This window comes from Shouchella sp. JSM 1781072, assembly GCF_041949915.1.
Classification (GTDB): domain Bacteria; phylum Bacillota; class Bacilli; order Bacillales; family Bacillaceae_D; genus Shouchella.
The window spans coordinates 747,043-768,858 of record NZ_JBHFQE010000001.1 but is presented as its reverse complement, the minus strand read 5'-3'; the positions used below and the strand labels follow the sequence as shown (position 1 = coordinate 768,858).

The following is a 21,816-nucleotide window of genomic DNA, read 5'->3' as shown; positions in this document are numbered from 1 at the left end:
CAGCTTCTACTCATCATCTTCATATTCGTACACGTCCGATTCGCGGTTGAACTCTCCATCAATGTAAACTTCATAGGAGCCTGGATAACTTGGGCTGACGCGTAAATCAATCGTAAATTCCGTCGTTTCCGAAATGGTTTCTTCAACGACGACGCGCTCATCCCCTTGTGAATTCGCATCTGTAGCTACAATACGGACATCAAAGCTCCGTTCTTGAGCTAAATGTTCTTCTGACACAACAACGGTTTGCGTGACACGATACACAGAACTTGGCTCTTCTTCATCAACTGGATCCTCCACTGGATCTGCATCCACCGGGTCTTCCACTTCACCTTCAGGCTGTTGTGGTACGTCTGCAGATTCATCTGGCTCACTCGGTTCTGGCCCACGGGAAAGCACAATTTCAACACGGTCTCCTTGATTCATAGAAGTAAGTGGTTCTGGTGATTGACGAATCACACGCCCTTCTGGAATATCTTCATCGTGTTCACGCTCGAACGTTCCCCTTAATCCTTCTGTGTTAAAATAAGCACGCACGTCTTCTTCTGTTTGATTAACAAGATCATCAAGCTGTATCGTTTCAGGCACAGCCACTGTTAACACAATCGTTGTATCCGCAGGCACAACGCTGGAGCCTGAGGAAGGACTTTGTGAAATAACCGTGCCTTCTTGAGCGCTATTATCTTCTCTAGCTTGTTCTTCTACACTAAACCCTAGCTGATCGAGCAAGCGCTCTGCTTGACTAAAGGTATAACCTGAATAATCATCAAGCGTCACTTCTTCACGGGACGCAACAATATAAAGCGTCACTTCCGAACCTTCTTTTACCGTTCTTCCTGCTCGTGGAGACTGATTTGCCACTTGCCCTGGCTCATAATCCTCACTGGAAATTGGTTCCGTACTTGCTTCAAGCTGGTTCTCTTCAATCTCGGCAATCGCATCTGCCTCTTCCATGCCGACCACATCAGGAATATTCCTTTCTTCGACGAAAAATACTTCACTCCATACGGTAAACACAAGAATAAGAGAGCCAATTAATACGAGGAGACCGATGATGCTCGCCCATAACCATTTTTTCTTCTTTTTCTTTTTCGTTTTCCCGACAGGAGCAGCGCTTTTTTGATGTTCTGCTCCCTCTGTCGCTTCTTCAGGCTTTTCTTCTACTTGCGCAGGAATTTCAATTGTTTTTTCCTCATCTTCGTTCGCTACAAACCCAGCTACAAGCGGCAGTTCTTTTGTTTGGTCGAGGTCTTCACTTTGATCATCTGTCAAAATGGGCGATTCTCGATTGGGATCCAACGCCACGTCACAAGCCCAGATCACATCTTCCGCTGCGTTAAACCGTAAATTCGGATCTTTCATCGTTGCCTTTTTAATGATGTCTTCAACACTTTGCGGAATGCTCGGTACAAGCTCTCTTGCAGACGGAATTTCGTTTTGCAAATGTTTAATCGCAATCGACACAGCCGTATCACCAGAGAAAGGAATCTTCCCTGTGACCATTTCAAACAAAACGATCCCGAGGGAATAAAGGTCAGAGCGGTACGTCACATGGCCACCACGAGCTTGCTCTGGAGACAAATAATGAACAGAGCCCATCACAGAGTTTGTATGGGTAATCGTTGTCGATGTCATGGCTCGTGCAATACCAAAGTCTGTTACTTTTGCTTCTCCATCCTCGCTAATCAAAATATTTTGTGGCTTCATATCCCGATGTACAATTTGCATCGCGTGGGCATGGCCAACACCATGTAAAATTTGCTTAAAATAATCAAGCGCAGTTGCAACATCTAAAGGACCATCTTCTTGAATGACTTCTTTCAGCGTTCGACCCTTCACATACTCCATCACAATGTAATAGAGATCTTCCTCTTCACCAACATCAAAAATATTGACGATGTGAGGATTGGTCAAGCTTGTAGCCGCCTGCGCTTCTCTTCTAAACCGCTTAATAAACTGTTCATCTTTTGAAAATTGAGGTTGAAGGACTTTTACCGCTACATGACGATCTAAAATGACATCTAATGCTAAATACACATTTGCCATACCACCGCCGCCGATGCTGTCCAAAACGACGTAGCGGTCACCAATACGTTCTCCAATCATTTTATTGTAGCTCCTCAGTGAATCGTACTAAAGCGACTGTAATGTTATCTTCGCCTCCGCGATCATTTGCACGTGCAACGAGCGATTTAGCAATTAGGGACAGCTCATCCTCTCGTTCCAATTCAATGGCCAACTCATTGTCTTTTACCTTATCCGATAAACCGTCTGAGCAAATCATTAAAAGTTTAATCGGATCTGCCGCTATCGTTTCTGTCTCAACCTTTACGTCCACTTCTGTACCAAGTGCGCGTAACACAACATTTTTGCGGGGATGATCTTCTGCCTCTTCCGGAGACAATTGCCCATTTTTCAAGAGTTCAGCAACAAGTGAATGATCCATCGTCTGTTGTTTAAGCCCTTGATCTGTTACTACATACAGCCGACTGTCTCCTACGTGAGCGACGGCTACATACTCATCTGTACAAAAAGCAGCAACAGCCGTCGTTCCCATCCCGTCACATTCTTTGTTTTCTTTGGCATGGGTATAAATAGCTTCATTCATTTCAACAAACGTTTGTTGTAAAAACGTCTCTGCTTCCATAGCAGTCATCGGTTGTGATAAATCGCCCCACTTTTTTTTCATAATACGGAGCGCAATTGCACTCGCTACATCGCCAGCGGAATGCCCGCCCATCCCATCAGCTACAAAAGCAAGCGTGCCGTTCGTTGATGTTAAAATCGCACCATTATCTTCATTGTTTGAGCGAACTCTTCCTATATCCGTTAAAAAAGCAGTGCTTTCGACCAAAAACTTCACCTCATTTGTTCATTATCATGACGTTTTATAGACGGGATAGTCTAGCTTTCTTTTCGTTTTAACGCAACCATGAAAAAGCCATCTGTTTTAAAATCTTGGGGCAAAATCGTTAATCCATAAGGACCAAAGCGCCCTTCTTCTCGTACACGACTAGGCAATCGCTCATACGCATTCGTATCGACTTCAAACTCATGAGAGGCTAAAAAGGCTTCTACAACGTGGTCGTTCTCTTCATGATCAACTGTACAGGTACTATAAACAAGCGTACCACCTTGATGAACAAATTGACTGGCATTCTCTAAAATCGTACGTTGTGTATCAACAATACGAACCGTATCTTCTTCGGTTTTGGACCAGCGGATATCCGGCTTCCGACGAATCACGCCTAAACCTGTACAAGGAGCATCAACGAGAACCCGATCATAAGAACCATCTAGACGCTCCGTTAATTTTTTTGCATCTTGCATAGCAGCCTTTACGTTCGAAAGCTGTAGCCGATCCACTTGTTCCTGGATAAGACGAATCTTTTGTTTATGTAAATCAAAAGACGTCACACTTCCAGTTCCATTTAACGCTTCGGCTAAGTGGGTTGTCTTTCCTCCAGGAGCTGCGCATGTATCAAGTACATCCATACCTTCTTCTACACCAGCTAGCACCCCTACCAACATAGATGCTTCATCTTGTGCGGTAACAAGACCCGTCTTATAAACCGCTGTTGAAAAGGGGTTTCCTTTTTTGATCGTAACAGCCAGCTCTGGAAGAATGCTTGATGGAACGGCTTCGATACCTTCCGTTTCAAACTGAGCGATGACTTCAGCAACCGTCACTTTCATTTGATTCACACGCAAACTTGTTTCTGGTGGTTGATTGTTTTGCAATGCCATTGCTTGAGCATCTTGAAAACCATACTGCGCAACCCATTTTTTCACTAACCACTCTGGATGGCTTGTCTCAACCGCTAAACGCTCAATTTCATCTTCAATTGCCGTAATAGCTGGCACCCCTTCACGTTGAATAGAGCGGAGGACGCCGTTAATTAATCCACTAATCCCTTTGTGACCTCGTTTATTTGCGATCTTTACAGCCTCATGCACAATGGCACGATCGGGGATTCGATCTAAATAAACCATTTGATAAACAGACAGGCGCAATAGCACATCAACCCAAAGTTCGCGCTTCTTTTTGCCTGTTTGTAAAAATGGACTTAAATAATAATCAAGGGTTAGTCGACGAGCAATTGTCCCATAGACAAGCTCTGTTAAAAGTCCTGTATCTTGTTGCGATAATCCTGCTTCTTTTAGCGTATGGTTAACGAGTAAATGACTGTATGCTTGGTTTTTTTCAATTTTTATTAGTGCATCAAGCGCGACTTCTCGTACGGTTACGTTATCCTTCGTCATGCTGTACTCCTAGTTGTATGGATTGAGAAAATTGTTGCGAGAGCTGACCAGCATTCGTTGCTTTTTTTCCTGCTAGCTGCACATTGGTTAAGCAGAGAACTGTCCCCTCTCCACTAGCAACAAAAATGCCTTCTTTATTGCTCCGTAGCACCGTTCCCGGCTTGATGGAAGTCGTTTCGGTTGTGGCAGTGGCTGCCCACACCTTTAAACGCTTGCCTTCGAACCATGTAAACGCGCCTGGCCAAGGGCGCATGCCGCGTACTTGATTCGCAAGCTGCTGCGCCGGCTTTTGCCAGCTCAGTTCTTCTTGTTCACGACGAATATTTGGCGCAAACGTGACTTGATCGCTTTCTTGAGGAACGGCTTTTGCCTGCCCTGACTGAATTTCTTCCATTGTTGTGATAAGCAAATTGGCTCCAATTTCACTTAGTTTATGATGCATCGTTCCAACATCATCGTCTGCTTCAATCGGCGTTGCTTGTTGAGCTAATACATCTCCTGCGTCTAGTTTTTCTTCCATATACATAATGGAAATACCAGTTTCTTTTTCCCCATCTATAATCGCTTGGTGAATAGGCGCTCCACCACGATATTTCGGAAGCAATGAAGCATGGACATTAATACAACCGTATTTAGGCGCATCCAACAAAGCACGAGGAACGATTTGCCCGTAAGCTGCCGTAACGATAATGTCAGGAGTTAACGAGACAATCTCTTCATAGTTCTCTCGAATTTTCTCTGGCTGGATCACTTGAATATCGTGTTTTTGCGCTTCCACTTTAACAGGACTTGGCGTTAAAACACGCTTCCTTCCAACAGGTCGATCTGGTTGCGTGACAACGGCCATCACGCGATGATGCTCCATTAATTTCTTTAAAACAGGCACCGAGAATTCCGGCGTCCCCATAAAAACTACGTTCACGTTCATCACTCCTACTCTTACATAAAAAAGTACGGATGGACATCCATACTAATGGCTAACCTTTTGTTTGTTTTATCTCGCTGATAGTGGTTTAACACCGCTTCTAGCGTATCGTGTAGCTTTGGTTCATGCCTGTATTTTATCACGCATTGATAGCGATATCTATCTTTGATCCGAGCAATCGGCGAGACAACTGGGCCGAGGATAATCGTTTCATCTGAAAGAGCTTGTTTAAAGTATGCAGCAATCTTACCTGATGCTTTAATGACTGATGCTAAATCTTCATCCGAAATCGTGACTAACGCCATAAAGTAATAAGGCGGATACCCACCTTGTTTCCGAATTTGCATCTCATTAGCATAAAACTGCTCATAATCGTGTTGTTTCACAAGTTGGATACTATAGTGATCAGGTGTATAGGACTGAACAATCACTTCTCCTGTTAATTCAGCACGACCAGCTCGACCAGCTACTTGCTCAAGGACTTGAAACGTTCGTTCAGCACTTCGAAAATCAGGTATATGAAGCATGGAGTCTGCAGCAAGCACACCTACTAACGTGATATTAGGAAAATCTAGTCCTTTTGCGATCATTTGCGTTCCTAGCAAAATGTCGCCTTTCCCTTGCCCAAATGCATCTAAAAGCGCTTTATGAGAGCCTTTTTTCCGTGTTGTATCGACATCCATACGAATCACTTTCGCTTCAGGAAAGTACTTATAAAGCTCTTCCTCCACCTTTTGCGTCCCTGAACCGAAAAAGCGAATATGCTCACTTTCACATTCATGACACTTCGTCGGCATCGGCTTTTCGTCGCCGCAATAGTGACATTTAAGTGCATGCCCTTTCCGATGATACGTATAAGAAATATCGCAGTAATCACATGTGGCCACATACCCACAATCGCGGCACATCACGAACGTGGAATAGCCTCTGCGATTTAAGAAAAGAACTGTCTGCTCGCCTCGATTTAAACGCTCTTTTAAACCGTCGAGAAGGGCAGTCGAGAACATGGACCGGTTCCCGTTACGTAACTCTTGCCGCATATCCACAATCGTGACGTCCGGCATCGGTCTGGCGTTAATTCGTTCACCTAGTGAGAGCAATTTATAATTGCCTTTTTTTGCACGAGCAAACGATTCAATAGATGGTGTGGCGCTCCCTAAAATCACTGGTGCTCGATGAGATTCCCCACGATAAATGGCTACATCTCTCGTGTGATAGCGTGGCGCCTCTTCTTGCTTATAGCTCGTCTCATGCTCCTCATCAATAATGATAATACCCAGTTGATCAAAAGGAGCAAATACTGCAGATCGGGCACCGACAACGACACTCACTTCTTTTCGATGAATCTTTCGCCATTCATCGTACTTCTCTCCATTTGATAATCCAGAGTGCATGATCGCAACTAAATCTCCAAATCGCGCTTTAAAACGATCAACCATAAGTGGCGTTAACGAAATTTCAGGTACGAGCATAATCGCTTGCTGCCCTTTTTCTAACACTTTGGCAATCGCCTGAAGATAAATTTCCGTTTTTCCACTTCCTGTTACGCCGTGTAAAAGCATGGTTGTGTGGATTTCCTTATCAATCGGTTCGGAAATCTCGTCTAAAACAAGCTGTTGGTTTTCTGTTAACGATAGCGGTGCCGTCTTTTTAAACGTTTCGTTTAACGTTGGATCACGATAGACTTCTTGGTCCCACTCTCGCACAAATCCTTTATCGATTAATGCTTTTAACGACGCTCGACTTGTGTTCGTTTTTATTAACAGTTCTTGCGTCGGAACTTGCTTGTTCTCTTTTAAATGTGTGAGCAACACCCATTGCTTTTTGGCTTTTCGTTGGAGTTCCTTTAAATCTTCTTCCGTCCCATGTACAAACTCTACGACACGCTGTGTTTTCATTTTTGTGTGGGCACTTGTTGCATAATCTAATTCTACTAGCCCAGCTTCCATCGCTTTTTTAATATCAACGAGATGTTGTGGCGATTGTTTTTTTACGTCATCCCAATCGAGCTGATCCTGCTGGAATAATGCTTGAAGCGTATGCGTTAGCTGCGATCGATCTGCAAGTAAATTAATTTTTTTTGATACTTTCGTTTTCAATGCGGCAGGAAGCATCGCTTGAAATGCCGTTACCTGAAAACAAATCGTTGAGTTTGCGAGCCATTTTCCTAGCGCTAACAACTCTTTACTTAAAACAGGAACTGGATCTAGCACTTCCGTTATTTCTTTTAATTTCTTCACATCACTTACTTCGACAAGTTCAACGACAAAGCCTTGAATTTTACGAGGGCCAAATGGCACAACAACCCGAACGCCTGGCTGCACGACCGTTGTCCACGCTTGAGGCACGAGATAGTCAAACTGCCGATCTGTCTGGGCCGTTGGTACATCAACAATAATACGTGCAATCACAAAGCATCTCTTCTATTCAAATAATCTTCCATTTCATCAAAAATGTGGCGAGCCACCTCTGATTTTGTCGCTAAAGGATAGCTTCGTTCTTGGCCATCTTTCGCATAAATTGTCACAATATTTGTATCGTGATCAAAACCAGCCCCTTCAGCTGTAATATTGTTCGCGACAATGATATCCAAATTTTTGCGTTCAAGCTTAGATTTTGCATACTGCTCAACATGTTCCGATTCTGCAGCAAATCCGACTAATAGTTGATGCTGCTTTAATTCCCCAAGACGTTTTAACGTATCTTTTGTTTTTGTAAGAGAAAGAGACCAATCCTCTGTTTGTTTTTTTCGCTTTTGGTCGGAAACCGTTTCCGCTGCATAATCGGCTACTGCTGCAGATTTGACTACAATATCCATTTTATCGTAGCGAGCCGTGACTTCTCGATACATGTCTTCTGCGGATTGAATTGAAATCACTTCTACGCCTGTTGGTGGCGTTAACCCTGTTGGACCGGTAACAAGCGTAACGTGAGCACCACGATTTCTTGCTTCAAGCGCTAGCGCATAGCCTGTTTTTCCCGATGAATAGTTTGACAAGTAGCGAACCGGATCAATTTTTTCTCTCGTCGGACCGGCTGTAATGAGAACGTTCTTTCCTGTAAAAATGGTCTTATCAATCATCATCAATTGAATGAGCTCGAGCAAATCTTCTGGTTCAGCCATTCTGCCTTTTCCTACCCAGCCGCAAGCGAGGTAGCCCGCATTTGGTTCAATCAACTGATAGCCATACGTTTTTAATTGTTGTAAATTACGCTGCGTTGCTGGATGATCATACATATTGACATTCATCGCAGGCGCAATAACAACTCGTGCTTTTGTCGCGAGTAATAGCGTCGTTAACATATTGTCAGCGATTCCATTCGCTAATTTTGAAATCGTATTGGCGCTTGCTGGTGCCACGAGCACTAAATCAGCTCGATCCGCTACATCAATATGAGCAATTTTTGTTGCATCTGGTTCATAAAACGTATCTGTAAACACTTCATTTCTTGAAAGTGCTTGAAACGTTGTCGGCGCGATAAACTGCTTTGCTGATTCAGTCATAACGACATAGACGTTTGCCCCAGCTTGTGTTAGTTTACTAACCAACGCCGCACTTTTAAACGCCGCAATTCCCCCACTTACGCCAATAACAATGGTTTTATTCTTCAACACGTTCATCACCCCACATAAAAAAAGCTGTCTCCTCTACTAGCACGTTGTTGACACAAAACATGCTGATTAGTCTACGAAGACAGCTTACGATTTACTCTTTATTATTTAATTCGTCTTCTGATAGAACACGGTGTGTTAATTGATTTCCAACAATTTCTTCTAGCGCTAAGCCAACAAACTTGTATGATTTTGCATCTGGAACAAGCGGTGTGCGGCTTGGCACTTCTTTCATTTCTCTTGCTCGTCTTGAAGAGACAGTGACAAGGGAGTATTTCGAGTCTAATTTTTCTAATAAGCTATCAATGGATGGATATAGCATTATTTTTTCACCTCAACTAATTCTTGGTATTTTAATCGTTCTCTTCGACAGTGCTCAGCTGTGACAATCGACTTAATTCGCTCCACCGCAAGCTCAACCTCATCATTTTCAACCACGTAATCATACATGCGCATCAAGTCAATTTCTTCTTTTGCCACATGCATACGCTCATTTATAATCGCTTCGGTTTCCGTTCCACGACCAACAATTCGATCACGTAATTCTTTCAAACTTGGCGGTGCTAAAAAGATAAATACACCTTCTGGGAACGCTTGACGTACTTTCTGTGCGCCTTGAACTTCAATTTCTAAAATAATGTCTTTTCCAGCGTTAATCGTTTCCCTAACGTATTCAACAGGTGTTCCATAATAGTTTCCTACGTACTCCGCCCATTCTAATAAAGCTTCATCTTTAATCATTTGTTCAAAGTCTTCTCTTGATTTAAAGAAGTAGTTAACACCATGCTCTTCCCCAGCTCGTGGTTTTCTCGTTGTCGCTGAAACAGAATATTGAATGGCTGTATCTTGTTTTCGAAGAGCCCCACAAACCGTTCCTTTGCCAACTCCAGCTGGACCTGACAGAACAATTAGCAGCCCCTTTTCTCTCTTCATCAAAATGGTTTACCCTCCTGCTTAAGCCTCGTCAGCTTCTTCGTCTTTCGTATGTAATCGCTGGGCAACGGTTTCTGGTTGAACCGCACTTAAAATTACATGGTCAGAATCTGTAACAATGACAGCTCGTGTTCTTCTTCCATATGTCGCGTCAATTAACATATTTCGCTCCCGAGCTTCTTGCATAATGCGCTTGATCGGTGCTGATTCTGGACTGACAATCGAAATAATTCGATTCGCGGAGACAATATTGCCGAAGCCAATATTAATTAATTTAATGGTCATTCTTCAATCCTCCAAAAAAGTAAACGAGCTGCTATTCTATCATTCATTATACCAAATCTCTCTTTTGTTATACGGATAAAATGGTTTTTAAAACTCGTACAAGATTCGTGTAAACTTAATTTTACCTTATTTCGCATGTGCCGTAAAGATCACGAAGCCCTTATCTATGAATAGACAAGGACTTCGGGTGTATTTATGCGGCTGAACGGACGTCATGTTTCTTGAATAACTGAAATCCACCAAGTACAACAGTAGGAATCGCTGCCATTCCCATTACTAGAAGCCACTCTTGTAAACCAAGAGGCACAGTATGGAAAATCGGTTGTAGTTGCGGTACATAGATAACGGCGACCATAAGGATGACCGAGATTAGCACAGCCCCAACTAAGTATTTATTTTCAAATAAATTTCTGTGATAAATCGAATACTCACTTCGACAATCAAAAACATGAATTAATTGTGCCATAACGAGCGTCAAAAATGCAACAGTTTGCGCTAGGATAAGCTGTTCAGGATCATTATTATACGTTAATGCAAACGCGACAATCGTCACGACCCCAATCATAATGCCACGGCTGATAATCTTCCAGCCAAGACCCCGAGCAAAAACACTTTCATTTTGTTTTCGAGGTTTCCGTTTCATCACATCGCCTTCCGCTTGATCCATGCCAAGCGCAATAGCTGGCAGTCCATCTGTTACGAGATTAATCCACAAAATCTGAATTGCTACGAGCGGCAACGGCATGCCTAAAATCATTGCAAACAGCATAACGAGAATTTCGCCTACGTTTGAAGCGAGCATATAGCGAATAAACTTACGAATATTTTCATAAATGTTTCGCCCTTCTTTAATCGCTTCTTTAATCGTTAAGAAATTATCGTCAGCAAGCACGAGTTCTGATGCTTCTTTTGCCACATCTGTCCCGGTAATACCCATAGATATGCCGATATTCGCCGCTTTAATGGCAGGCGCATCATTCACGCCATCCCCAGTCATTGCCACAATATGTTCTTTCTTTTGAAGTGCTTGAACAATCTTCAGCTTATGCTCAGGCGACACCCGCGCATAGACGTAAATGTCATCCACCATTTCTTGCAGTTCGTCCACTGAAAGGCTATCAAGGGTTTTTCCATCAATCACGAGTCCACCATGTGGCAATATCGTAAGCTCTTTTGCAATGGCTGCGGCCGTAATCTTATGGTCCCCTGTAATCATGACTGTTTTAATACCGGCTTCTCGACATTCTTGAATCGCTTGTTTCGCTTCTTCCCGCGGAGGATCGATCATGCCTTGAATGCCGATTAACGTTAAATCCGTTTCTGCTTCTTTTGTTGTTTGAACCGTTTCCCCTAAGCGTAACGGACGATACGCAATGGCAATGGTTCGCAACGCTTTACTTGCCATTTCATCTACAGTCTCATTTACTCGCTGACGTGTGGATTGGGTTAACTGTTCATCCATCGCCCCTTTGCGGATGCGCTCACAATGAGCAAGGACAACATCTGGTGCCCCTTTCGTAATTACGTACGATTGGCCTTTTTTATCCTTTATGACGACGGTCATCATTTTCCGGGCCGAATCAAACGGAAACTCTATTACTCGGCTGTACTGCTCGTGTAAACCTTCTTTTGAATAGCCTGCTTTCATGGCTGAAAGGAGGAGCGCCCCTTCCGTTGGATCTCCATCTAATACAAGTTTTTGTTTCGTTTTACGCTTTTCACGCACGTCTTTTTTAACAAAAGAGGCATTGTTACAAAGAGCGCCATAACTTAACAGTCGGCTTAAAGTTGGTTTTTTATCTGGTAATACAACAGCATCGTGTTCTTTAAACGTCCCTTCTGTTTCAAACCCATTTCCAGTAACGTGAACGTGCTCATTTGCTGTCCATAATTCTTTAACGGTCATTTTGTTTTGCGTTAAAGTTCCAGTTTTGTCGGAACAAATGACCGATGCACACCCTAATGTTTCGACGGCAGGAAGCTTACGTACAATACCGCGACGCTTAATCATCCGCTGAACGCCTAACGCTAACGCAACCGTTACAATCGCTGGCAAGCCTTCTGGAATCGCCGCAACAGCTAGTGATACCCCGGAAATAAACATGGTTTGCACGTCATGGCCTTGTATAACCCCAATGCCTACGACTAGGGCAGTTAGAAGCAACGCAACCGCAATTAAGGTCTTCCCTAGTTGTTCAAGACGACGCTGTAAGGGGGTGACGACATTGGTTGTTTCTTGAAGAAGATGTGCAATTTTGCCCATTTCTGTTTTCATTCCAGTGCCAACAACAATGCCTGTTCCACTTCCTTGTGTAACCATTGTTCCCATAAACGCCATATTTTCCTGATCACCGAGAGAAACGTCTTGCTGTTCAATGGGATGGTGATGTTTATGGGTCGGAACCGATTCACCGGTTAAAGAAGCTTCATCAATCCGTAAACCTGATACAGAGATGAGACGTAAGTCTGCACCAACCCGATCCCCAGCGCTTATTTTCACATAGTCGCCTGGAACAATTTCAGTTGATAATACTTTCGTCCATTCATTATTTCGTTTCACGTTCATTTGTGGCGCTGAAAGTTCTTTTAATGCATCAAGGGATTTCTCGGCCTTGCGTTCTTGAACAAACCCAAGTATGGCATTTAAAAACACAATACCCATAATCGTGACCGCATCAAGCATTTCACCAATTAAACCAGAAATCAACGTTGCTGCCAGTAAGACGAGCACCATAAAATCTTTAAATTGAGCGAGGAAAGTCGCCAACGCTGATGCCTTTTCTGCTTCTTTAAGCTTGTTCAATCCATACGTACTGACGCGTTTTTTGACATTTTTGTCTGTAAGACCTTTCGTTATGCTTGCATTCGTCTTGTGTTCCACTTCTTCAGGCTTCATGCTATACCATTTCATGAATACACCTCACACATCTACATCCACCCTTTGTCCTCATAAACTGTACATGCTATACTTACAAGCCATCTTATTCAGCAAGTCCCAAAAAAATGCTATACTTTATCAAGGAAACGATTCGCAGAAAGTAAAGAGGTGATCACATGTCTTACGATGGCATGATGACAAGAGCGATTACACATGAACTTCAACACTTAATTGGCGGACGAATTTCAAAAATTCATCAGCCGTTTAAAACGGAATTAATTTTAACGATCCGGGCAAAAGGGAAAAATTACGCCTTACTTGCTTCAGCAAATGCTCAATTTGCTCGGCTTCATTTAACAGAAGAAAAATACGATAACCCAAGCGAGCCTCCGATGTTTTGTATGTTGCTTCGTAAGCATCTTGAAGGTGGCTTTGTTCAATCGATTACCCAAGATGGGTTTGACCGTGTCGTTCGTATGACTGTTGCCAATAAAGATGAGCTTGGCGACCAAACAGAACGAACGCTTGTCTTTGAAATTATGGGACGCCATAGCAATATCATTTTATTGAACCCGCATACAGAAGGGATCTTGGATAGTATTAAACATGTGCGCTTTGACCAAAGCAGCTACAGAACAGTTGGTCCAGGTCAAACGTATAAAGCTCCACCTGCTCAAGATAAAAAAGATCCGCTTCAAGCCAATGCGGATGATGTATTAAAGCAAATTGATTTTAATTCCGGGAAATTAGATAAGCAGCTTGTATCAGCGTTTGCTGGACTGTCACCACTTTTAACGAAAGAAATTGTCAGTCGCGCTCCGTTTGCAAATCAAACATCCTTACCGGAATCATTTTTAGCAATTATGGCAGCAATTCGTGAGCATCAGTATTCATTCGAATATGTAAAAGGGAAAAAAGAAACGTTCTCTTATGTCTCTTTGCAACATGTGGAAGGTGAACGGCAGCTTTTTTCAAGTGCAAGTGAACTACTAGATTCATTTTATTACGGAAAAGCAGAGCGCGATCGAGTGAAACAGCAAGCGCATGATTTGGATCGATTGTTAAAAAACGAATACCAAAAAAATGTTCGCAAACAAAAAAAACTAGAACAAACATTAACACAAGCAGAAGAAGCGTCGAAGTTTCAAAAATTAGGCGAGTTGCTGACAGCAAATATGCATCTCGTTCAGCGAGGTCATACTCAAATTGAAGTAGTTGACTATTACGATGAAACTGGTGGAATGGTCGCGATTGAACTAGACCCGCAAAAAACGCCTTCAGAAAATGCACAGTGGTATTTTAAAAAATACCAAAAGGCAAAAACCGCACGTTTAGAAGTAGTCGAGCAGATGAATAGAACCAAACAAGAATTAGCTTACTTAGACACCCTCATTCAGCAAATGGATTCAGCATCTCCTCGTGACGTTGAAGAAATTCGTGAGGAATTAATGGAAGAAGGCTATTTAAAAAAACGCCTTCAGCAAGGCAAGAAAAAGAAAAAACAAGCCACAACACCTACACTCGAACGGTACCAATCATCGACAGGAATCGAGTTTCTTGTCGGTAAAAACAATCGTCAAAATGAGTATCTCTCCAATCGTCTTGCCCGTCAAAACGACATTTGGCTGCATACAAAAGATATTCCAGGTTCTCATGTTGTCATTCGTGCGGAAGAACCCGACGACACTACGTTAGCTGAAGCTGCTCTTGTTGCTGCGTTTTTCTCGAAAGCGCGAGACTCTGGTTCGGTGCCTGTTGATTACACAAAAATTCGCCACGTTAAAAAACCAAATGGCGCAAAGCCCGGCTACGTGACATACGACAATCAAACGACATTATTCGTCACTCCTAATGAACAAAAGGTTCGACAATTGAAAGCATAACGAAAATGAGCGTATGGAGAAAACTCTTCCATACGCTCACTCTTTTTTAATAGGCTTTTGTCATCATCCCGAGACCATTTAACACGTTTCGATGCTCCACTTGTGAAAAGCCTGCATCTGTTAAAAGACGGGTTAATTCTGTTTCGCTTTTACGATGACGTCGTTCCGATACGCTTGCCCACTTCAGTAAAAATGCTTTTTCGTTATCAGAAAATTCATAGGCTTTGGCATAGCTTGAAGCTGTTGCAATCGACATATGGGGAGCAGGATTTAAGAGAAACACTTCACCATCAGGTTTTGTCACCCTTCGTAATTCAGCGATTCCAATTTCGATTGAAGGCAATAAAAACAATGCGCACGTTGAGAAGACACGGTCGTAGGACGCGTCTGTTTCTGCAAGCGCTAGTGCATCCCCAACTTTTGCATGGGCCTTATCATCGACTTTGGCATTTGTGAATAAGTCATTTGCTCGCTTAACCATTTCCCCGGAAATATCTACACCGACCAATTCTTTCGCTTCTTTTACGCCTCTAAGCAGAAATCGTCCGGTACCACAGCCAACATCAAGCACCCGCTTGTTTTCCCACGAACTTGAGAACAGCTTTAATTCCGCATGAATTGCGGACAGCCAATCCGTTTGGACCATCTCGTCAAAGAAATTGACTAACGGATCAAATTCACTGCCTTCCATTTTACGCATAGACATCCTACCTTCCTCTTATGATGAACGAACGGTAAGCCAATCTTCATTATGTGGATTTTCTCGCCATAAGGTTAGCTTTTGCTGCTCATGCACAGAAATAAACCCTCTTTCCTTTGCTTGTTCAATTAATTCACTATATGCACAGAGAACGTGATGGTCTAAATTTGCCTGCTTAAACGCTAGTTCAGCTGCATTTAATTGGTAAGAAAAGATGGCAGCAACAAAGGAAACCTCTCCTCCAGCCTCTCGAACAGCATCGGCAGCAGCAATCGAGCTGCCTCCTGTAGAGATTAAATCCTCAATAATGACTACTTTGCTAGAAGCCGGTAAATGTCCTTCAATTTTATTTTTCTTCCCATGACCTTTTGCGCTACCTCGTACATAGATCATCGGTAGCTGTAATTCTTCCGCGACCCATGCGGCATGAGGAATTCCTGCGGTAGCCGTTCCGGCCACAACATCCGCATCTGGCGCATAGGTTTTAATCAATTGAGCCAGTCCTTTTGCAATGTCCTTTCGTACACGTGGATACGACATCGTTAAGCGATTGTCACAATAAATGGGTGATTTCAATCCTGAACTCCACGTAAACGGTTCGTTTGGTGATAATGTAACAGCTTGAATATCGAGTAGGTGATTAGCAATTGTTTGACTCATGTAAGAGTCACTCCCTTCCATTCCGAATGCATGTCTTTATAAACATGTAGAGGATCTGTTGCCATCGTTAAACTTCTACCGACAACGATTCCCCAACTTCCTAATTGTCTTGCTTCGCCAGGAGTTACGATACGCATTTGATCTGCCTTATCGTCTTCTGCTCGACGAATTCCAGGGGTAACTGTTAAAAAGTCTTGGCCGCATTCTTCATGAATAAATGGCACTTCTTTGGCTGAGCAAACGACTCCGTCTAAACCAGACGTTTTTGCTAGCTGTGCGTAAGAACAGACAACATCTTTTAAAGGTCGATCGATGTGAAGCTGTTGTTTGAGCATGTCTTCGTTTGTACTTGTTAGCTGTGTCACAGCAATACATTTTGGTCGTTCTTTTCCTGGACGTGTACCTGCTTCTAATCCTTCAATTGCAGCCTCCATCATGGCTTGCCCACCGGCAGCATGTACGTTCACCATATCAATTTCCATTTCTGCGAGCACACGCATCGTTCGTTTCACTGTATTTGGGATATCGTGAAGTTTTAAATCAAGAAAAAGATCGTGCTGTGCCTCTTTCAATTCTTCAATCACTTTCAACCCTTCACGGTAAAAAAGTTCCATACCGACTTTGACATCAATCGTTTCGTTTGAAAAATGTTCAAGAAATTGTCTTCGTTTTCCGCGATGATTAAAATCTAGCGCGATAAAGAGTGGGTTTTGCAAGATTTCCAGCTCCCTCCAATAATGTCCGTAATGCTGTTCATTTCCATCTCATCTAAGTACTGTGGCAATTCGTCAATAATCGTTGGACATGTGTACGGATCGACGAAGTTCGCTGTTCCTACCGCAACACAGCTCGCACCAGCTAGTAAAAACTCAATGACATCTTGCGCATTTTGAATGCCGCCCATTCCAATGATCGGAATGTCGACTTGTTGGCTGACTTGATGAATCATGCGTAATGCGACTGGTTTAATTGCTGGACCCGATAATCCACCGTATGTATTCGCTAAAATCGGTTGACGTGTTTTAAGATCGATTCGCATGCCGAGCAGGGTATTAATCATCGACAGTCCATCTGCACCAGCTGTTTCAACTGCTTTTGCCATCGCTACGATATCCGTAACATTCGGAGACAGCTTGACGTATACCGGTACTTTAGAAACAGCTTTAACTTCTTTTGTTAATTCGGCGGCGGTTTCAGGTACGGTTCCAAATGCAATTCCACCTTGTTTGACGTTCGGACATGAGATGTTCAGCTCTAACGCGTGTACGTTTTGTTCTGCCGATAATCGGGCGGCGACTTCAATATAGTCGCCCATTGTTGAACCTGCAATATTTGCTACAATCGGCACATCGTAGCGATCAAACCGAGGCAATTCTTTTTTAATTACCCCAGCTAATCCGGGATTTTGCAAGCCGATTGCATTGAGCATACCTGCTTTTGTTTCGGCAACACGAGGTGTAGCGTTTCCGAATCGCGGTTCTGGCGTCGTTGCTTTTATTGCAATGGCCCCTAGTTGATTTAAATCAAAGAATTCCGCATACTCGCCGCCAAATCCAAAGCAACCGGAAGCTGGCATGACTGGATTTTTCATCGATAACCCTGGTAAATTCACTTCTAATCGATTCATTTATAGTACAACCTCCCCGACTGGAAATACCGGTCCATCCGAACAAATTTTACGATATTCATGGGCATCTCCATCTTCAACCGCACACACACAGGCAAAGCAAGCACCGATTCCACAACCCATTCGTTCTTCCAACGAAATAAACGCTTTTTGGTTTCGGTATCGCTCGGACATCACTTTTAACATTGGTGTCGGACCGCATGCAAAAAGGACATCACACTTGAGCTCGCATTCGTCAATGGCATTTGTCACAAAACCGTGGACGCCGTGAGAACCATCAACCGTCGTCACATACACATCACCGAGTGCTTTAAATGCTTCTTCGTAAAAGACATCTTGTTTTGAAGCGAAGCCTAGCACACTAATCACGCGAACCCCTTTTTTTACGAGTTGTTTTGCTAAATAGTAGAGTGGCGGCACACCGATACCGCCTCCAACAAGTAGTGCAACATCACCTGTTTGTGCTTCTTCAACAGGGAATCCTTTTCCGAGGGGACCCATGACGTTTAACGTTTTTCCATTTTCATAGTGTGAAAGTCGAGATGTTCCCTCGCCACTAGCGCGATAAATCATCGTTACTTGCTGTTTGTTTACATCAACGTCAGCAATGCTAATTGGGCGACGTAAAAGTAGATCTTCCGAATGCCCTACACGAACATGTAAAAATTGTCCAGGTTGCGTCATCTGCGCAACCGTTTCCCCTTGCAAAACAAGCTGATAGCTGTCTTTTGCAAGTAATGTTTGCTCAACAACTGTTAATGCGCCATAGCGATCTCTCATCTTGATTCCCCCTCTGATGTTTTCATGGAAAGAGTCACGCACCTGTGGCCGTGACCCGTTTTCACAATTTATACCGGCTGCGGCATGCTTTCTGCTGCAAACGTAATTGACTCAAGTACGCTTAACAAAGCTGCTGCTGTATCAATCGATGTGAGGCAAACAACACCATTTTCAACGGACTCGCGGCGAATTCTAAAGCCATCCCGAGCTGGTTGTTTTCCTCTTGTAAGAGTATTTATGACAAACTGGGCTTCCCCTTGGCGTATAAGATCAAGTAAATGAGGTTTGCCTTCATTAATTTTATTAACGACACGAACAGGAATCCCTTCCATCTCTAACAAGGTTGCTGTTCCAGAAGTCGCCATAATGCTAAAGCCTATCTCATGGAAGCGTTTCGCAATCTCAATCGATTCTTGCTTATCTTTATCAGCGATGGTGAACAAAACCGATCCGTGAGTAGGAATATTCATACCTGATGCTACAAGTCCTTTATATAACGCTTTTTCTAATGTACGGTCACGCCCCATAACTTCTCCCGTTGACTTCATCTCCGGTCCAAGAGTGATGTCGACTCGACGTAACTTCGCAAACGAGAAGACTGGAACTTTCACCGAGACTTCTTTTGCTTCAGGATGATAGCCTGTGCCATAACCGAGTGATGCAAGGCTTTCTCCTAGCATAACGCGAGTTGCAACATTTGCCATTGGCACCCCTGTTATTTTGCTTAGAAACGGTACCGTACGACTAGAACGTGGATTTACTTCTAGTACAAAGACGTCATCTTGATGCCACACAAATTGAATGTTTAGAAGTCCAATAATGTTTAATCCACGGGCAATTTTAGTCGTTCGTTCAATCAGCCGTTCTTTTAAGTATTCTGGAACCGTTTGAGGCGGGTAAACCGCGATGGAATCACCGGAATGGACCCCTGCTCGTTCAATATGTTCCATGATGCCTGGTATATAGACATCTTTCCCGTCTGAGATCGCATCGACTTCAAGTTCTTTCCCTGTTAAATAACGATCAACGAGCACTGGATGTTTCGGATTTACTTTAACAGCTGACTGCATGTAGCGAAGAAGCTCTTCTTCATGATAGACAATCTCCATCGCCCGTCCGCCTAATACATACGATGGACGCACTAGAACGGGATAACCAATCTCATTGGCAATCGTTACCGCACCCTCGACCGAGGTTGCCGTTTTGCCTAATGGTTGTGGAATCGCTAAATTCATCAACGTTTGCTCAAATTTATCCCGATTTTCAGCACGGTCCATATCGTCTAGCTGAGTGCCAATAATTTTCACGCCTCGAGCAGCTAAATCCGCAGCAAGGTTGATCGCCGTTTGCCCACCAAATTGCACGATGACCCCTTTTGGATTTTCAAGGTGAATGACATTCATGACATCTTCAATCGTTAAAGGTTCGAAATAAAGTTTGTCAGAGGTAGAAAAGTCTGTCGAGACGGTTTCCGGATTATTATTCATAATAATCGCTTCATACCCCTCTTCTTTAATCGCCCAAACAGTATGAACGGTTGCATAGTCAAACTCAATGCCTTGACCGATTCGAATTGGACCTGAGCCTAGAACGAGGATGCTCTCTCTTTCAGTCACCTCGGATTCATTCTCACGTTCATACGTGCTATAAAAATATGGTGTAGCCGAAGCAAATTCTGCTGCGCATGTATCGACCATTTTAAAAACCGGCTTAATTCCCGCTGCATCTCTTAACTCAAATACAGCTTGCTCCTCCGTCTCCCATCTCTTGGCGATAAACGAATCGGCAAATCCTGCTCTTTTGATTTTTCGGAACAGCTTTTCGTTCGTTCTTGCCTCGGTCAACTGTCCCTCTAATGCGACGATCCGCGCTAGTTTCTGCAAAAAGAGACGATCAATTTTCGTTGTTTGATAGATTGTTTCGATAGATGTTCCTTTTCGAAGCAGCGCACCAATCGCAAACAGGCGCTCATCGTCTGCTTTCGATATTTTCTTGAGCAAATCTTCTTCAGACTGCATGTCTAGCGTTGCGTCTTGAATATGGTCATAGCCTGCTTCAAGTGATCGAACGGCTTTTAGAAGCGATTCTTCTAGCGAACGTCCAATCGCCATCACTTCACCAGTTGCTTTCATTTGCGTCCCTAATGTACGGTTGGCACTTTCAAATTTATCAAAAGGCCAGCGTGGAATTTTCGACACAACATAGTCTAACGCTGGTTCAAAGCTTGCATACGTTGTTTCTGTTACTGGATTTTTTAACTCGTCCAAATGGTAGCCTACTGCGATTTTCGCGGCAATTTTGGCAATTGGATAGCCTGTTGCTTTTGATGCTAAAGCAGATGAACGGCTGACTCGCGGGTTTACTTCAATGATATAGTATTGATCACTATGTGCATCGAGGGCAAACTGTACGTTGCAGCCCCCTTCGATTCCAAGTGCGCGAATAATGGAAAGAGAGGAATTCCGTAACATTTGGTAATCGCGATCAGATAAGGTTTGGCTAGGAGCGAATACGATCGAATCTCCTGTATGAACACCGACGGGATCAAAGTTTTCCATGTTGCAAACAACGATTGCTTCATCTTGTGCATCGCGCATGACTTCGTACTCTACTTCTTTAAAGCCCGCAATACTTTTCTCCACTAAACATTGCGTAACTGGGCTATATTTTAACCCACTCGCAACAATTTCTTGTAAATCTTCATCATTATAAGCGATGCCTCCACCTGTACCACCAAGTGTGTAGGCGGGTCGAATGATCACTGGGAAGCCAATATGCGCAACAAATTTTTCCGCTTCGGCTAGCGTATGGACAATTTCACTTTCAGGAACCGGCTCACCTAGTAAGTTCATAAGCGCGCGAAATTGCTCACGATCCTCTGCTTGTTCAATTGCGCTCAATTTTGTTCCAAGTAGCTCAATGTCGTAGCGTTCAAGCACGCCCGCATTCTTCAATTCAAGCGCCATGTTGAGACCTGTTTGCCCTCCTAGCGTTGGCAGTAGTCCGTCTGGACGTTCTTTCCGAATAATTCTTGTTACAAAATCGAGCGTGAGCGGCTCAATATAGACACGATCTGCCATCGTTGTGTCTGTCATGATCGTTGCAGGATTTGAATTTATGAGAATAACCTCGTATCCTTCTTCTTTTAACGCTTGACACGCTTGTGTCCCTGCATAATCAAACTCAGCTGCTTGACCGATTACAATCGGACCTGATCCGATCACAAGAATTTTTTTCAAATCTGTACGCTTTGGCATAACAACACTCTC

Annotated in this window: 17 protein-coding genes; 1 reads left to right on the top strand and 16 read right to left on the bottom strand. The window is 43.3% G+C overall.

What is annotated here, in order from left to right; translation table 11 throughout:
* Positions 1 to 6 precede the first annotated feature (6 nt).
* The 10 genes from pknB to ACE1TH_RS04045 form a co-directional block, all read right to left on the bottom strand.
* The gene (pknB, locus tag ACE1TH_RS04090) at positions 7 to 2,106 is read right to left on the bottom strand and encodes a Stk1 family PASTA domain-containing Ser/Thr kinase (RefSeq protein WP_375078405.1); all 2,100 of its coding nucleotides are present in this window, start codon (positions 2,104 to 2,106) and stop codon (positions 7 to 9) included.
* A gap of 1 nt (position 2,107) precedes the next feature.
* The gene (locus ACE1TH_RS04085; protein ID WP_375078404.1) at positions 2,108 to 2,854 is read right to left on the bottom strand and encodes a Stp1/IreP family PP2C-type Ser/Thr phosphatase; all 747 of its coding nucleotides are present in this window, start codon (positions 2,852 to 2,854) and stop codon (positions 2,108 to 2,110) included.
* A gap of 50 nt (positions 2,855 to 2,904) precedes the next feature.
* Positions 2,905 to 4,263: a 16S rRNA (cytosine(967)-C(5))-methyltransferase RsmB gene (gene rsmB / locus ACE1TH_RS04080; RefSeq protein WP_099301115.1), complete on the bottom strand. Its 1,359-nt coding sequence runs from the start codon at positions 4,261 to 4,263 to the stop codon at positions 2,905 to 2,907.
* Positions 4,250 to 5,191: a methionyl-tRNA formyltransferase gene (fmt, locus tag ACE1TH_RS04075; RefSeq protein ID WP_099301116.1), complete on the bottom strand. Its 942-nt coding sequence runs from the start codon at positions 5,189 to 5,191 to the stop codon at positions 4,250 to 4,252. Before fmt ends, rsmB begins: the two co-directional genes overlap by 14 nt.
* Before the next feature lie 11 nt (positions 5,192 to 5,202).
* Positions 5,203 to 7,599: a primosomal protein N' gene (gene priA, locus ACE1TH_RS04070; RefSeq protein ID WP_375078403.1), complete on the bottom strand. Its 2,397-nt coding sequence runs from the start codon at positions 7,597 to 7,599 to the stop codon at positions 5,203 to 5,205.
* The gene (coaBC, locus tag ACE1TH_RS04065) at positions 7,596 to 8,804 is read right to left on the bottom strand and encodes a bifunctional phosphopantothenoylcysteine decarboxylase/phosphopantothenate--cysteine ligase CoaBC (protein WP_375078402.1); all 1,209 of its coding nucleotides are present in this window, start codon (positions 8,802 to 8,804) and stop codon (positions 7,596 to 7,598) included. Before coaBC ends, priA begins: the two co-directional genes overlap by 4 nt.
* Positions 8,805 to 8,895: 91 nt before the next feature.
* Complete coding sequence (gene rpoZ / locus ACE1TH_RS04060; RefSeq protein ID WP_099301118.1) at positions 8,896 to 9,123, bottom strand: DNA-directed RNA polymerase subunit omega; 228 nt, start codon at positions 9,121 to 9,123, stop codon at positions 8,896 to 8,898.
* Positions 9,123 to 9,734 (bottom strand): guanylate kinase, encoded by a 612-nt coding sequence (gene gmk / locus ACE1TH_RS04055; RefSeq protein ID WP_099302123.1) that lies wholly within the window; start codon positions 9,732 to 9,734, stop codon positions 9,123 to 9,125. The genes rpoZ and gmk overlap by 1 nt, the downstream gene beginning before the upstream one ends.
* 21 nt (positions 9,735 to 9,755) lie before the next feature.
* Entirely contained in the window at positions 9,756 to 10,019 is a 264-nt protein-coding gene (gene remA, locus ACE1TH_RS04050; protein ID WP_035395155.1) for an extracellular matrix/biofilm regulator RemA, read from the bottom strand.
* 193 nt (positions 10,020 to 10,212) lie between these two features.
* Complete coding sequence (locus ACE1TH_RS04045; RefSeq protein WP_255223370.1) at positions 10,213 to 12,930, bottom strand: cation-translocating P-type ATPase; 2,718 nt, start codon at positions 12,928 to 12,930, stop codon at positions 10,213 to 10,215.
* Positions 12,931 to 13,073: 143 nt separating this feature from the next.
* Between ACE1TH_RS04045 and ACE1TH_RS04040 the strand changes: the two genes are divergently transcribed.
* On the top strand, positions 13,074 to 14,780 hold the full coding sequence (locus tag ACE1TH_RS04040) for an Rqc2 family fibronectin-binding protein (protein ID WP_375078401.1): 1,707 nt from the start codon (positions 13,074 to 13,076) through the stop codon (positions 14,778 to 14,780).
* Between the two features lie 46 nt (positions 14,781 to 14,826).
* Here ACE1TH_RS04040 and ACE1TH_RS04035 read toward each other — a convergent pair whose 3' ends face one another.
* The 6 genes from ACE1TH_RS04035 to carB all read right to left on the bottom strand — a co-directional run bounded on the left by ACE1TH_RS04035 (position 14,827) and on the right by carB (position 21,804).
* Positions 14,827 to 15,486, bottom strand: a complete 660-nt coding sequence (locus ACE1TH_RS04035; protein ID WP_255223372.1) for a class I SAM-dependent methyltransferase — start codon at positions 15,484 to 15,486, stop codon at positions 14,827 to 14,829.
* Positions 15,487 to 15,498: 12 nt separating this feature from the next.
* On the bottom strand, positions 15,499 to 16,140 hold the full coding sequence (gene pyrE / locus ACE1TH_RS04030) for an orotate phosphoribosyltransferase (protein WP_255223373.1): 642 nt from the start codon (positions 16,138 to 16,140) through the stop codon (positions 15,499 to 15,501).
* Positions 16,137 to 16,856: an orotidine-5'-phosphate decarboxylase gene (gene pyrF, locus ACE1TH_RS04025; protein WP_255223374.1), complete on the bottom strand. Its 720-nt coding sequence runs from the start codon at positions 16,854 to 16,856 to the stop codon at positions 16,137 to 16,139. Before pyrF ends, pyrE begins: the two co-directional genes overlap by 4 nt.
* Positions 16,829 to 17,767 carry a dihydroorotate dehydrogenase gene (locus tag ACE1TH_RS04020; RefSeq protein ID WP_375078400.1) on the bottom strand — a complete coding sequence of 313 codons (939 nt, stop codon included), beginning with the start codon at positions 17,765 to 17,767 and terminating at the stop codon, positions 16,829 to 16,831. The genes pyrF and ACE1TH_RS04020 overlap by 28 nt, the downstream gene beginning before the upstream one ends.
* Positions 17,768 to 18,547: a dihydroorotate dehydrogenase electron transfer subunit gene (locus tag ACE1TH_RS04015; protein WP_375078399.1), complete on the bottom strand. Its 780-nt coding sequence runs from the start codon at positions 18,545 to 18,547 to the stop codon at positions 17,768 to 17,770.
* A gap of 68 nt (positions 18,548 to 18,615) precedes the next feature.
* Positions 18,616 to 21,804: a carbamoyl-phosphate synthase large subunit gene (gene carB / locus ACE1TH_RS04010; protein ID WP_375078398.1), complete on the bottom strand. Its 3,189-nt coding sequence runs from the start codon at positions 21,802 to 21,804 to the stop codon at positions 18,616 to 18,618.
* Between the last annotated feature and the right edge of the window lie 12 nt (positions 21,805 to 21,816).